The sequence below is a fragment of the Inquilinus sp. genome, from assembly GCF_039594555.1.
Lineage (GTDB): Bacteria > Pseudomonadota > Alphaproteobacteria > DSM-16000 > Inquilinaceae > Inquilinus.
In genome coordinates this window covers 1-12,717 of record NZ_JBCNNF010000194.1, presented here as the reverse complement: position 1 = coordinate 12,717, position 12,717 = coordinate 1, and the positions used below count along the sequence as shown (strand labels likewise).

10 protein-coding genes are annotated in these 12,717 nt (G+C 71.4%); 5 read left to right on the top strand and 5 right to left on the bottom strand.

The genetic code is table 11. The features are described 5' to 3' along the window. Nucleotides 1–4: 4 nt before the first annotated feature. From mutS to ABDW35_RS20330, 3 genes are all read right to left on the bottom strand, one after another. Nucleotides 5–2,419 carry a DNA mismatch repair protein MutS gene (gene mutS / locus ABDW35_RS20340; RefSeq protein ID WP_343715705.1) on the bottom strand — a complete coding sequence of 805 codons (2,415 nt, stop codon included), beginning with the start codon at nt 2,417–2,419 and terminating at the stop codon, nt 5–7. A 182-nt stretch (nt 2,420–2,601) separates the two neighbouring features. After that, the gene (locus ABDW35_RS20335) at nt 2,602–3,102 is read right to left on the bottom strand and encodes a GNAT family N-acetyltransferase (RefSeq protein ID WP_343715704.1); all 501 of its coding nucleotides are present in this window, start codon (nt 3,100–3,102) and stop codon (nt 2,602–2,604) included. Nucleotides 3,103–3,245: 143 nt separating this feature from the next. Beyond that, a complete protein-coding gene (locus ABDW35_RS20330; protein ID WP_161790479.1) occupies nt 3,246–3,407 on the bottom strand; it encodes a hypothetical protein in 162 nt (53 codons plus the stop codon). 501 nt (nt 3,408–3,908) lie between these two features. On the opposite strand from ABDW35_RS20330, the gene ABDW35_RS20325 reads away from it, so the two are divergent. The 5 genes from ABDW35_RS20325 to ABDW35_RS20305 all read left to right on the top strand — a co-directional run bounded on the left by ABDW35_RS20325 (nt 3,909) and on the right by ABDW35_RS20305 (nt 11,380). Further along, nucleotides 3,909–6,197 (top strand): NADP-dependent malic enzyme, encoded by a 2,289-nt coding sequence (locus ABDW35_RS20325; RefSeq protein WP_343715703.1) that lies wholly within the window; start codon nt 3,909–3,911, stop codon nt 6,195–6,197. Between the two features lie 131 nt (nt 6,198–6,328). Continuing rightward, complete coding sequence (gene ppa / locus ABDW35_RS20320) at nt 6,329–6,877, top strand: inorganic diphosphatase (RefSeq protein WP_343715702.1); 549 nt, start codon at nt 6,329–6,331, stop codon at nt 6,875–6,877. A gap of 19 nt (nt 6,878–6,896) precedes the next feature. Continuing rightward, nucleotides 6,897–7,412 (top strand): O-acetyl-ADP-ribose deacetylase, encoded by a 516-nt coding sequence (locus ABDW35_RS20315; RefSeq protein ID WP_343715701.1) that lies wholly within the window; start codon nt 6,897–6,899, stop codon nt 7,410–7,412. A gap of 67 nt (nt 7,413–7,479) precedes the next feature. Continuing rightward, on the top strand, nt 7,480–9,963 hold the full coding sequence (locus ABDW35_RS20310; RefSeq protein WP_343715700.1) for a GNAT family N-acetyltransferase: 2,484 nt from the start codon (nt 7,480–7,482) through the stop codon (nt 9,961–9,963). 145 nt (nt 9,964–10,108) lie between these two features. Next, nucleotides 10,109–11,380 carry a lytic transglycosylase domain-containing protein gene (locus ABDW35_RS20305; RefSeq protein ID WP_343715699.1) on the top strand — a complete coding sequence of 424 codons (1,272 nt, stop codon included), beginning with the start codon at nt 10,109–10,111 and terminating at the stop codon, nt 11,378–11,380. A 193-nt stretch (nt 11,381–11,573) separates the two neighbouring features. On the opposite strand, the gene ABDW35_RS20300 is transcribed toward ABDW35_RS20305, so the two are convergent. Both ABDW35_RS20300 and ABDW35_RS20295 read right to left on the bottom strand, forming a co-directional pair. Next, nucleotides 11,574–12,155: an rRNA adenine N-6-methyltransferase family protein gene (locus ABDW35_RS20300; protein WP_343715698.1), complete on the bottom strand. Its 582-nt coding sequence runs from the start codon at nt 12,153–12,155 to the stop codon at nt 11,574–11,576. 70 nt (nt 12,156–12,225) lie between these two features. After that, nucleotides 12,226–12,717 (bottom strand): winged helix-turn-helix domain-containing protein (locus ABDW35_RS20295; protein ID WP_343715697.1); only part of this gene is annotated, 492 nt, incomplete at its 5' end.

Sequence of the window (12,717 nt, the reverse complement as noted above, 5' to 3'; positions counted from 1 at the left end):
GGTCCTACGGCATCCATGTCGCCCGGCCGACCACGGCTGCAGGCAGCCCGGCCAGCCGGGCGACATGGATGCCGTAGGACCGGTCGGCCGTGCCCGGCGCCACCTCGTGCAGGAAGACGATGTCGCCCTGCCACTCCTTGACCCGCATGGTGTGGCAGGCCAGCCGCTTCAGCCGCGCCTGCAGCGCCGTCAGCTCGTGGTAATGGGTGGCGAACAGGGCCCGGCAGCGCGTCGTCTCGTGCAGGTGCTCGACGCAGGCCCAGGCGATCGACAGGCCGTCGAAGGTGGCGGTGCCGCGGCCGATCTCGTCGAGGATGACCAGCGCCCGCGGGCCGGCCTGGTTCAGGATCGCCGCCGTCTCCACCATCTCGACCATGAAGGTGGAGTGGCCGCGGGCCAGGTCGTCCGCGGCGCCGACGCGGCTGAACAGCCGGTCGACCACGCCGATCTCCGCCTCCTCCGCCGGCACGAAGCCGCCCATCTGGGCCAGCACCGCGATCAGCGCGTTCTGGCGCAGGAAGGTCGACTTACCGGCCATGTTCGGGCCGGTCAGCAGCCACAGCCGGCGGTCGTCCGACAGGTCGCAGTCATTGCCGACGAAGGGGCCGGCCTGCGCCTCGGCCAGGGCGATCTCGACCACCGGATGGCGGCCGCCCTTGATGCGGAAGCCGGTATCGCCGGTCACCTTCGGCCGGCAGTAGCGGCGCTCGACCGCCAGCTCGGCCTGGCTGGCGGCGACGTCGAAGCACGCCAGGGCGCGGACGGCGCCGGAAATCGCCTCGGCCCGGCCGGTGACCTCGCCCACCAGCTCGGCGAACAGGCGCAGCTCCAGCGCCAACGCCTTGTCCGCCGCCTCGCCGATCGACCGTTCCAGCGTGCTCAGCTCCACCGTGGTGAAGCGCATGGCCGAGGCCATGGTCTGGCGGTGGATGAAGGTGCCGGCATGCGGCGGCTGCAGCAGCTTGTCCGCCTGGTTGGCCGAGACCTCGATGTGATAGCCGATGACGTTGTTGTGGCGGATCCGCAGCGTCGCGATCCTGGTCTCGTCGGCATAGCGCTGCTGCAGCGCCGCGATCAGCCGGCGGGATTCGTCGCGCAGGGTGCGGACCTCGTCCAGCTCCGGCAGATAGCCCGCGGCGATGAAGCCGCCGTCGCGGACCAGCAGCGGCAGTTCCTCGGCCAGCGCCCGGGTCAGCCGGTCGACCAGCGCGTCGTGCTCGCCCAGCTCCGCCGCGGCGCGGGACAGGAGCGGCGGCAGGTCGAGGAAGCGCGGCGCGCCCAGCCGTTCGCGCAGAGCGCCGCCCTGGCGCAGCGCGTCGCGGATCGCCGCCAAGTCGCGCGCCCCGCCGCGGCCGAGGCCGAGCCGGGTCAGCGCCCGCTCCGCATCCGGGCAGGCGCGCAGCAGCGTGCGCAGGTCGTCGCGCAGCCTTCCGTCCTCGACCAGCGCCTGGACGGCGTCGAGCCGCTCGGCCACCGCCTCGGGGTCGGTCAGCGGCGCCGCGAGGTGCGAGGCCAGCATGCGGGCGCCGGGGCCGGTGACGGTGCGGTCGATCGCGGCCAGCAGGCTGCCGCGGCGGTCCCCCGACAGGGTCCGGGTCAGCTCCAGGTTGCGGCGGGTGGCGACGTCGATCTCCATCACCGCGCCGCGCGGCAGGCGGCGCGGCGGCGACAGGCGCGGCAACGCCTTCTGGGTCAGCTGGATGTAGTCGACCAGGGCGCCGGCCGCCGCGACTTCGGCGCGCTCGAAGCTGCCGAAGGAATCGAGCGTGCCGACATGGAACAGGTCCTGCAGGCGCCGGCGGCCGTTCTCGCTGTCGAAGCGGGCGCCCGGCTGAGGCGTCAGCCGCATCTTCCATTCGCCCAAAAGCTCGAACAGATCCGGATTCTGCAGCACCCGCTCGGGCAGCAGGATCTCGCTGGGGTCGAAGCGGGCCAAAGCGGCGGCCAGCCGGTCGGGCGCCGTCGGCTCGGTCACCAGCTCGCCGGAGGAGATGTCGACCGCGGCGATGGCCAGCGTGCCGGCGACATCGGCCAGCGCCACCAGATGATTCGCGGCGCGGGGTTCGAGCAGGCCATCCTCGGTGACGGTGCCGGGGGTGACGATGCGCACCACCTCGCGCCGCACCAGGGTCTTGCCGGAGCGCTTCTTCGCGTCCTCCGGGCTCTCGGTCTGGTCGCACAGGGCGACGCGGAAGCCCTGGCGGATCAGCCGGGCCAGATAGGCCTCGTGGCTGTGGGCGGGCACCCCGGCCATCGGGATGTCCTCACCCTGGTGCTGGCCGCGCTTGGTCAGGGCGATGTCGAGCGCCGCCGCGGCCTTGACCGCGTCGTCGAAGAACATCTCGTAGAAATCGCCCATGCGGAAGAACAGCAGGCAGTCCGGATGGGCCGCCTTGGCCTCCAGATACTGCGCCATCATCGGCGTGACGGGGCTGTCGGTCGTCGCGGGGGTGCTGCTGTCGGGCAAGGCGTTCGGCACGGCAAGCGGGATCGGATCGGCGAAGCGCGGACCCTAGCACGCAAGGGACGAAGCCGGAACGCGGTTGCGCCGATCTCCTGCTTCAACCGGTCTAAAACGGAAGGGAACGCCGAGGCCGCCGGTCAGGCGGCCTCGACTCGGTGCAGGGCGCGCTGCAGCACCAGCTCGTCGCCCAGCGTCTCGCCGGTCTCGACGAAGCCCTCGGAGGCGTAGAGCCGGCGGGCGGCGGCGTTGCCGGGCACGACGCCGAGCAGCACCCGCTCGCCGCGGGGCAGCCGGTCGAGGATGCCCAGCGTCGCCCGCAGGGCGGAGCGGCCGAAGCCACGGCCCTGGTAGCGGGCATCGATCATCAGCCGGTAGATCCAGCGATGGCCGTCTTGCGGGTCCAGCGCATGCATGACGAAGCCGACCGGCCCGCCATGCGCGGCGTCGCAGACGCCGAGCGGCACGCACCAGGGCGACTCATCGGCCTCGGCGATGGACTCCGCATTGCTGGCGACGAATTCCGCCTGGCCCGGCGCGACGCGGAGCGAGCCGAACACGGCCCGGTCCTGCGCGGTGACCAGGGGGACAAGCCGCACCGCGGGCGCGGCCGGCTGGGGCGGCGCACGATATGCGTACATGATTATAGTCCTATCCAACGTCGGATGCCCCGCTGCCCGGGCGGCGACGTGCGGTCGCGCCCGGCCCGAGGCGAAAGGACGGCGGTCGATCTAAGGACGGGAAGCGGCGGAGCGGAATCCGAAGGCCCCGCCCCGCGCCCGTATCAAGATCGTAGCCCGACGTCGCGTCTCAGATGCTCGCTCAGCGAGTCGGTGTCGCGGGGTTTCCGGCGCGGCGTCACGAGGACGCGACCCAGCTCCGCAAATGCGACGACGACGAGCGACAGGGACGGGCGGAAGGCACGCTTCTCGGTCGAGATGTGCATGATGATCTCCAACAGATCTGGAGGTGGGAAAACCGTCCGGCCGCCAATGGTCAAGCCAATTGGGGCAAGCCGATGGGAGTCGGACGGGGCGAATCCGCCAGGCGGGATGCCGGGCGGAATGGGGGTAGACGGTTGAAGGGACGATCGGATGCGGAGTCGTCGGAGGCGGCCCGTGAGGGTCGTCCGGCGTGTCGGCAGCGATCAGGTCAGCGCAGGGAAAATGTCAGGTCGTGAGTCGACGAGAACTGATCGTGCAGACGCTCAGGCGGCCTTGCCGCGGAGATTGTAAGCGAAGGTCATTGCACGATCCTCCCTGGAATTGGAGTGGTCCCAAGGAGTACGGGATCGCCGCTGCGCTGCGCAAGCGGCTTTTCAAGAGGCCGCGCGAAGATGGCGCGACGTTGCATCGAAGCCACAGTCGCCCCTGCCCGTAAGGGCTTGACGGTCCGTCCCGCCGAAGGGTCCATTACTCGGCCCGTCCCGTTGCGCCGCCGGATAACAATGACAACCAAGACCTCGCTCGACGACGATGCCCTCGCCCTGCACGCCCAGGGCCGCCCCGGCAAGCTGGAAATCAGCGCCACCAAGCCGCTGACCACCCAGCGCGACCTGTCGCTGGCCTATTCCCCCGGCGTCGCCGCGCCCTGCCTCAGGATCCATGCCGATCCGGCCACGGCCTACGACTACACGGCCAAGGGCAACATCGTCGCCGTGATCTCCAACGGCACCGCGGTGCTGGGCCTGGGCGACCTGGGCGCGCTGGCCAGCAAGCCGGTGATGGAGGGCAAGGCCGTCCTGTTCAAGCGCTTCGCCGATGTCGACGGCTTCGACCTGGAGGTCGACACCCGCGACGTCGACGAATTCGTCAACTGCGTGCGCTTCCTGGGCCCGTCCTTCGGCGGCATCAATCTCGAGGACATCAAGGCGCCGGACTGCTTCGTGATCGAGGCGCGGCTGCGCGAGCTCTTGGACATCCCGGTGTTCCATGACGACCAGCACGGCACAGCGATCATCGCCGCCGCCGGGCTGATCAACGCGCTGGAGCTGACCGGCCGCAGCATCGGCGACACGCGCCTGGTGCTGAACGGCGCCGGCGCCGCCGCCATCGCCTCGGTCGAGCTGTTCAAGTCGCTGGGCGTGCCGGCGCAGAACATCATCCTGTGCGACAGCAAGGGCGTGGTGTACCAGGGCCGCACCGAGGGCATGAACCAGTGGAAGGCCGCGCATGCCGTCGACACGCCGCACCGGACGCTGGCCGACGCGGTGAAGGGCGCCGACGTCTTCATCGGCCTGTCGGTCAAGGGCGCGATGACCCAGGAGATGGTGAAGTCGATGGCCGACAAGCCCATCATCTTCGCCCTGGCCAACCCGGACCCGGAGATCGCGCCGGACGAGGTCCGCGCCGTGCGCCGCGACGCGATCATCGCCACCGGCCGGTCGGACTATCCGAACCAGATCAACAACGTCCTCGGCTTCCCCTACATCTTCCGCGGCGCGCTGGACGTCCGCGCCCGCACCATCAACGAGGCGATGAAGCTGGCCGCAGCCCATGCCCTGGCCCGCCTCGCCCGGCAGGACGTGCCGGACGAGGTCGACAGCGCCTATTCCGGCCGCCGGCTGCGCTACGGGCCGGAATACATCATCCCGGTGCCGTTCGACCCGCGGCTGATCGAGGAGGTACCGCTGGCCGTCGCCCAGGCCGCGATGGAATCGGGCGTCGCCCGCAAGCCGATCACCGATGTCGCCGCCTATCGCCAGAGCCTGCGCCGCCGCCTGGACCCCACCGCGGACAAGCTGCAGCTGATCTTCGACAAGGTGGCGTCGAGCGACACCCGTGTGGTCTTCGCCGAGGGCGAGGAGGAGCGGACGATCCGCGCCGCCATCGCCTTCCGCGCCCAGGGCTACGGCACGCCGATCCTGATCGGCCGCGAGGAGCGGGTGCGCGAGACCATGGCCCGGATCGGCCTGCCCGAGGCGACGGTGGCGGAGCTGGAGATCCACAACGCCCGGCTGTCGCGGCACAATGAGCGCTATATCGACTTCGTCTACGGCCGGCTGCAGCGCCAGGGGCTGCTGCAGCGCGACGTGGCGCGGATGGTCAACCAGGGCCGCAACATCTTCGCCGCCTGCATGGTCGCGCATGGCGACGCCGACGCCATGGTCACCGGCCTGACCCGCAATTTCACCACCTGCTTCGAGGAGATCACCCGGGTGATCGACCCGGCGCCGGAGCATGTGCCCTTCGGCCTGTCGATGCTGACGGTGCGCGGCGGCACGGTGCTGATCGCCGACACCACGGTGCATGAGCGGCCGGACCCGGACCTCTTGGTCGACATCGCCCTGCAGGCCGCGGCCAAGGCCCGGGCGCTGGGGCATGAGCCGCGCCTGGCCTTCGTCTCCTCCTCCAATTTCGGCCAGCCGATGCGCGAGTTCACCCAGCGCATCCGCGACGCGGTGACGATCATGGATGCCCGCGCCCAGGCCGGCGGGGTCGATTTCGAGTACGATGGCGAGATGACCGCCGAGGTGGCGCTGGACTACGCGCTGATGAAGCGGCTGTACCCCTTCGCCCGCCTGTCCGGCCCGGCCAACCTGCTGATCATGCCGGCGCTGAACGCGGCCAATATCGGCGCCAAGATGATCCAGAAGCTGGCCGGCGCCTCGCTGATCGGCCCGCTGCTGTGCGGGCTGGAGAAGCCGGCGCAGGTAGTGCAGATGGGCGCCACGGTCAACGAGATCGTGACCGCGGCGGCGCTGGCGGCCTACGACGTCATCGCCCAGAAGCGCTGACAGGCTTCGCTGCGCCGCACAAAAAAGACGGGGCGATGCGCGGGGAGGGAATGGCTGGGCACTAGCCGCGGGGCGCGGACCGCTTTATGGTCCGCGCCCGGAACCCTCGAGGACCACAGACCAGGGCCGACATGGACATCAGCAAGATCGCGGTCGGGGTGAACCCGCCCTTCGACGTCAACGTCATCATCGAGAACCCCATGGGCGGGGTGCCGGTGAAGTACGAGCTCGACAAGGAATCGGGCGCGATGTTCGTCGACCGCTTCCTGCACACCGCGATGTCCTATCCGGGCAATTACGGCTTCATTCCGCACACCCTGTCGGGCGACGGCGACCCGGTCGACGTCATCGTCGTCGGCCGCGAGCCGGTGATGCCGGGCGCCGTGCTGCGCGCCCGCCCGGTCGGCGTGCTGCTGATGGAGGACGAGGCCGGCCAGGACGAGAAGATCCTGGCGGTGCCGGTGTCGAAGCTGCACCCCTATTACAACAAGGTGCAGAGCTACGAGGATCTGCAGGAGATCCTGCGCGACCAGATCGCCCATTTCTTCGCCCACTACAAGGACCTGGAGAAGGGCAAGTGGGTCCGCATCATGGGCTGGGACGGCCCGCAGCGGGCGGCGGAGATGATCGTCGACGGCATCGAGCGCGCCAAGGCCGAGAAGAAGAGCGCCGCGGAGTAATCCCGATGGACGCCGCGCGGTGACCGCGTCGCTGGAGATCACGGTCGGGGACATCACCCGGCTGCGGGTCGACGCGATCGTCAACGCGGCGAATTCCGCCCTGACGGGCGGTGGCGGCGTCGACGGCGCCATCCACCGCGCCGCGGGGCCTGAGCTTCTCGCCGAATGCCGGACGCTGGGCCGGTGCCCGACCGGCGAGGCCCGCATCACCAAGGGCTACCGGCTGCCGGCGCGGCACGTGATCCATTGCGTCGGCCCGGTCTGGCAGGGCGGCGATCACGGCGAGGACGACCTGCTGGCCGGCTGCTACCGCGCCGCGCTGCGTCTGGCGCAGGAGAATGGCTGCGCCAGCATCGCCTTCCCGGCCATCAGCACCGGCATCTACCGCTTCCCGCCCGACCGCGCCGCCGGCGTCGCCGTCACCACGGTGAGGGAGATGCTGCCGCAGGTGCCTGCGGTGCAGCGGGTGATCTTCTGCTGCTTCGACGACGCGATGGCGGAGCGATACCGGGCGGCGCTCGGCGCGGGAGCCTGACATCCCCGCTTGAGCCCGCGCCTCCCGTCCGCCACCCTGATGCGATGGTGTCCGGCGGGAGCCTGCGATGTCGGTGCGCAATCTTGACGCCCTGTTCCGTCCGGCCTCGATCGCGCTGATCGCCGACGGCCCGGTCGGCGCCGTGCTGGCCCGCAACCTGTTCGCCGGCGGCTTCGACGGGCCGGTGATGCCGGTCACCCCGGGCGCCCGCTCGGTCGGCAGCGCCCTCGCCTACCCCACTATCTCGGCCCTGCCGGCGGCGCCGGACCTGGCGGTGATCGCCGCGCCGCCGGAGAGCCTGCCCGGGCTGATCGCCGAGCTGGGCGGCCGCGGCACCCGCGCCGTCGCCATCGTCGGCACCGACCGCCCGCCGGCGGCGAAGGGGACTGAGAGCACCCGGCTGCGCCAGGCGATGCTGGACGCGGCCCGGCCGCATCTGCTGCGCATCCTTGGCCCCGATGGCTTCGGCCTGATGGTGCCGCATCACGGCGTCAATGCCAGCCTGGGCCATGTCGCGCCGATTGCCGGCGACCTCGCCTTCGTCAGCCAGTCCGGCGCGGTCGCCGCGGCGGTGCTGGACCGCGCCACCCGGCGCGGCATCGGCTTCAGCCATGTCGTCTCGCTGGGCGGCATGGCCGATGTCGACGTCGCCGACATGCTGGACTGGCTAGCCGCCGACGCCCGCACCCGCGCGGTGCTGCTGCATGTCGAGACCATCAGCCACGCCCGCAAATTCATGTCGGCCGCCCGCATCGCCGCGCGCACCCGGCTGGCGGTGGTGATCCGGCCCGGCCGCGGCGCTCCGGGGGCCGGCGACGCCGACGGGCTGATCGGCCCGGATGCCGTGTATGACGCCGCCTTCCGCCGCGCCGGCATGCTGCGGGTGTTCGACCTGGCCGAGTTGTTCGACGCGGTCGAGACCCTGGCCAGCGGCCTGAAGGTCGGGGGCGAGCGGCTGGCGATCCTGACCAACGGCTCCGGCCTCGGCCTGCTGGCGGCGGAGGCGCTGGCCGAGGCCGGCGGCGTCGTGGCCGCGCCGGCGCAGACGACGCTGGTGCGGCTGCAGACGGTGCTGCCGAAGGGAGCGGCCGCCGCCTCCTCCGGCCCGATCGACCTGGGCGACGCGGCGCCGGGCGAGCGCTTCGCCCGGGCGCTGGAGGCGCTGCTGGCCGATCCCGGCCACGATGCGGTGTTGGTGGTCGACGGCCCCAGCGCCATCGCCGACCCGGTCGAGGCCGCCCGGGCGGTGGCCGGCGTGGTCGCCGGCGCGGCGAAGCGCGACGGGCGCCGCCCGCCGGTTCTGGCCAGCTGGCTGGGCGCCGCCGCCGAGGCCCGGCAGCTGTTCGCCGAGGCGCATATCCCCGCTTATGACACGCCGGGTCAGGCGGCCCGCGCCTTCATGCATCTGGCCCGGCACCGGCGGAACCAGATGCTGCTGATGCAGACCCCGCCGGCCCTGCCCGACGAGTTCGAGCCGGATGCCGAAGCCGCCCGGGCGGTGATCGCCGCGGCACTGGCCGACGGCCGGGCGGAGCTGACACCGGCCGAGGCGCGGTCGGTGCTGGAGGCCTATCGCATCCCGCTGGCGGCCGAGGACGCCGCCCCGCCGCCCGAGGCGCATCCGCTGGTGCTGGGCATCGATGACGACCCGCTGTTCGGCCCGGTGCTGCTGTTCGGCCAGGGCGGCGCCGCGGCCGAGCTGCTGCATGACGGCGTCGCCGGCCTGCCGCCGCTGAACGCCGTGCTGGCGCGCGACCTGATGATGCGCGCCCGGGTGTGGCGGCTGCTGCAGGGCTATCGCGGCCGGCCGCCGGCCGACCTGGACGCCGTGGCGCTGACCCTGGTCAAGCTGTCGCAGCTGGCAGCCGACTTGTCGGAGGTGACGACGCTGCGCATCAACCCGCTGCTGGCCGGCGCCGGCGGGGTGCTGGCCCCCGGCGCCGCGATCCGGGTGCGGCCGCCGCTGCCGCTGGGCACGCCGCGCTTCGCCATCCGCCCCTATCCGCAGCGGCTGGTGCAGCAGCTGACCCTGCGCGACGGCCGCGAGATCACGCTGCGGCCGGTGCGGCCGGAGGACGAGCCGGCGATCCGCGAGATGCTGCAGCGGTCGAGCCCGGAGGATGTGCGGCTGCGCTTCTTCAGCGCCATGCGCAGCTTCAGCCACGAATTCGCCGCCCGGCTGACCCAGATCGACTATGACCGCGAGATGGCGCTGGCCGCCGAGGCCGAGGAGGACGGGCGGCGCGTCATCCTGGGCGCCGTGCGCATCATCGCCGACCCGGACGGCGAGACCGCCGAATACGGCATCATGGTGCGCTCGGACCTCAAGGGCCTGGGCCTCGGCCACCGGCTGATGACCGAGATCATCGACTATGCCCGCGACCGCGGGCTGAAGCGGATCTTCGGCGAGGTGCTGCGCGAGAACACCAGCATGCTGCGCATGGCCCGGGAGCTCGGATTCGCCCGGGAGGACGTGGCGGACGAGCCCGGCATCATTCATGTGACGATTTCGCTCGACGGATTGCCCGCTCTCAGTCAGCATCCTGCCTAGGAAATGCGCCGCCGAGGGGGTTGGTGTTCGCGTTTTTCCTCTTTAAATGAAGCACTTGTCCGTATACGTTAAGGGCCTGTGTCAATTTTGAGGCCCCGCAGCGCCGCTGCCGGGCTTTTGGTTTTGGGGGAGCATGGAGGGGAAGATGCCAGGGACAACCCGCTGGACCAGGACGGTTGCGGCCACGGCCTTGCTCGCGAGCCTGCTCGCCGCCTGCGCCGAGGCGCCGAAGCCCAAACCCGTGGTCGCCAGCGGCCCCTGGGGCGCCGAGATCCATGACGCCTCGCGCCGCTTCAACATCCCCGAGCAGTGGATCCGCGCGGTGATGCAGGTGGAGAGCGGCGGCCAGACCCATTGGAAGGGCGGCCAGCCGATCACCAGCCATGCCGGCGCCATGGGGCTGATGCAGGTCATGCCCGGCACCTATGAGGAGCTGCGCTACGTGCACGGCCTGGGCCCCGACGCCTACGAGCCGCGCGACAACATCCTGGCCGGCGCCGCCTATATCCGCGAGATGTACGACCTGTACGGCTATCCCGGCTTCCTCGGCGCCTACAATGCCGGGCCGGAGCGGTACCGCCAGTATGTCGAGGAAGGCCGCCCGCTGCCACGCGAGACACAGCGCTACATGGACATCATCGCCCCGCAGATCGCCGGCATCATGCCGGGCCGCGACGGCGACACCGACCGGATGACCCAGTACGCCGCCGCCCAGATCCAGCAGAAGGTGCCGGCGACGATCCGCATGGCGCCGATCCCCGATGGTTCCTCCACCCGCAACACCGTCGTGGTGGCGGCGATGAAGCCGATTCCGGATGGGTCGTCGATCCGCAACACCACGGTGGTCGCGGCCATGCAGCCGATCCCCGACGGCTCGTCGACCCGCGGCACCACCGTGGTCGCCGCGATGCAGCCGATCCCGGACGGTTCGAGCACCGTGACCGCCTCGGCGCTGCCGCCGGTCCGCGTGGTGCAGCAGCCCGGCGTCGTGCGGATGCAGCCGATCCCGGACGGCACCAGCACCCAGGTGGCAGCCGCGGCCCCGGCGGCCCGCCCGGTCGCCCCGGCCCCGGTGCGCATGGCGCCGATCCCCGACGGCAGCACCCAGGTCGCCGCCGCGACCCCGGTCGCCCGTCCGGCGCCGATTCGGATGGCACCGATCCCGGATGCTCCGGCCAAGGTTCAGGCTGCCCCGGTCCAGGTCGCGGCCGCTGCGCCTGCCCCGGTTCTGGCCGCCCGCGCCGCCGCCGTGGCGCCGACCCGGATGGCGCCGATCCCCGATGCCCCGCCGGTCCGCCTGGCCTCGGCCAAGGCCGGCCGGGCCCAGACTCAGCAGGTCGCCGATGCCAGCGAGCCGCGCCGCCAGGCCAACGGCCTGCCCAGCGGCTGGTTCGTGCCGAACGCGCCGGGCAAGTAAAGGGCCTTCGACAGACAGAAGCCCGCGCCGCCCCGAGGGGTGGCGCGGGCTTCTTCTTTTAGACCGGTGTCGGGCCTGCCTTCGTCATTGCGAGGAGGCGAAGCCGACAAGGCAATCCAGGGGCTGGTGCGCACCGGCCCCTGGATTGCTTCGCTGCGCTCGCAATGACGCTGTTCGGAAGGGGGGCTCGACGTCAGGTCGCGTCGGCGAGGCCCGCAGGACGGCGATAGCTCCAAGCGCCGAGCGGCGGCAGGTTGCGCCAGACGAAATCGACCATGCGGCCCTGCAGCCCCAGCTTGCGCCGCGGCAGCGGCGACAGGATCTGGTTGGTCAGCTGCAGGAATCGTCCGGACCGGCCCATGCGGGCGAAGGCGGCGTCGATGATCTGCCGCTGCAGGTCGAGCGGGAACCAGATGATCGGCAGGCTGGACGCCACCATCGACAAGCGCTTGATGCCCGCCTTGTCCAGCATCGGGCCGATCTCGGCGACGTCACCTTCCAGCACCGTGACGCCGGGGAAGCGGTGGCGCAGCACGGCGCAGAACTCCGGCATCTTCTCGACCACCACCAGCTTCTCCGGCGGCAGCCCGGTCGCCAGCAGACCTTCGGTGAGGCTGCCGGTGCCGGCGCCGAGCTCCAGCACCGGGTCGGTGCAGCGGGGATCGATATGCCGGGCGAAGGCGCGGGCGACGGCCGGGCCCGAGGGCGCCCAGGCCGCGACCTTCAGCGGTGCGCGGGCCCAGATGCGGAGAAACAGCCAGGAATCCTTGCTCACGCGACATCTCCGTGCCGTTTGCCGAAAGACAACATCAGCCGTGGGCGATAGTTCCAGTCCGCGGGCAGGATCAGACCTGGGCCTGGACGTCCAGCGAATAGCCGGCGGAGCGGACGGTGCGGATCAGATCGGTCTCGCTCTCGTCGTTCAGCGCCTTGCGCAGCCGGCGGATGTGCACGTCGACGGTCCGCGGCTCGACATAGACGTCGTGGCCCCAGACGATGTCGAGCAGCTGCTCGCGGCTGAACACCCGGCCCGGATGCTGCATGAAGTGGCGCAGCAGACGGAACTCGGTCGGGCCGAGATGGACGTCGCGGTTGCCGCGGCGGACGCGGTGGCCGCCGAGATCCATGCTGAGATCGGCGTAGCTGAGGACATCGCCAGCGCTGGACGGCGAGGTGCGGCGCAGCACCGCCTTGATCCGGGCCATCAGCTCCGGCGTCGAGAACGGCTTGGCGACGTAGTCGTCGGCACCGGAATCGAGGCCGCGGACGCGGTCTCCCTCCTCGCCCCGGGCCGTCAGCATGATCACCGGGATGTCCCGGGTCTTGGCGCCGCGGCG

What these genes read in the sequence shown, in the direction of transcription:
- ABDW35_RS20310 (WP_343715700.1), top strand. Translation starts at nt 7,480, where the DNA reads ATGTCGGTGCGCAATCTTGACGCCCTGTTCCGTCCGGCCTCGATCGCG.
- ABDW35_RS20325 (WP_343715703.1), top strand. Translation starts at nt 3,909, where the DNA reads ATGACAACCAAGACCTCGCTCGACGACGATGCCCTCGCCCTGCACGCC.
- ABDW35_RS20330 (WP_161790479.1), bottom strand. Translation starts at nt 3,407, where the DNA reads ATGCACATCTCGACCGAGAAGCGTGCCTTCCGCCCGTCCCTGTCGCTC.
- mutS (WP_343715705.1), bottom strand. Translation starts at nt 2,419, where the DNA reads ATGATGGCGCAGTATCTGGAGGCCAAGGCGGCCCATCCGGACTGCCTG.
- ABDW35_RS20335 (WP_343715704.1), bottom strand. Translation starts at nt 3,102, where the DNA reads ATGTACGCATATCGTGCGCCGCCCCAGCCGGCCGCGCCCGCGGTGCGG.
- ABDW35_RS20305 (WP_343715699.1), top strand. Translation starts at nt 10,109, where the DNA reads ATGCCAGGGACAACCCGCTGGACCAGGACGGTTGCGGCCACGGCCTTG.
- ppa (WP_343715702.1), top strand. Translation starts at nt 6,329, where the DNA reads ATGGACATCAGCAAGATCGCGGTCGGGGTGAACCCGCCCTTCGACGTC.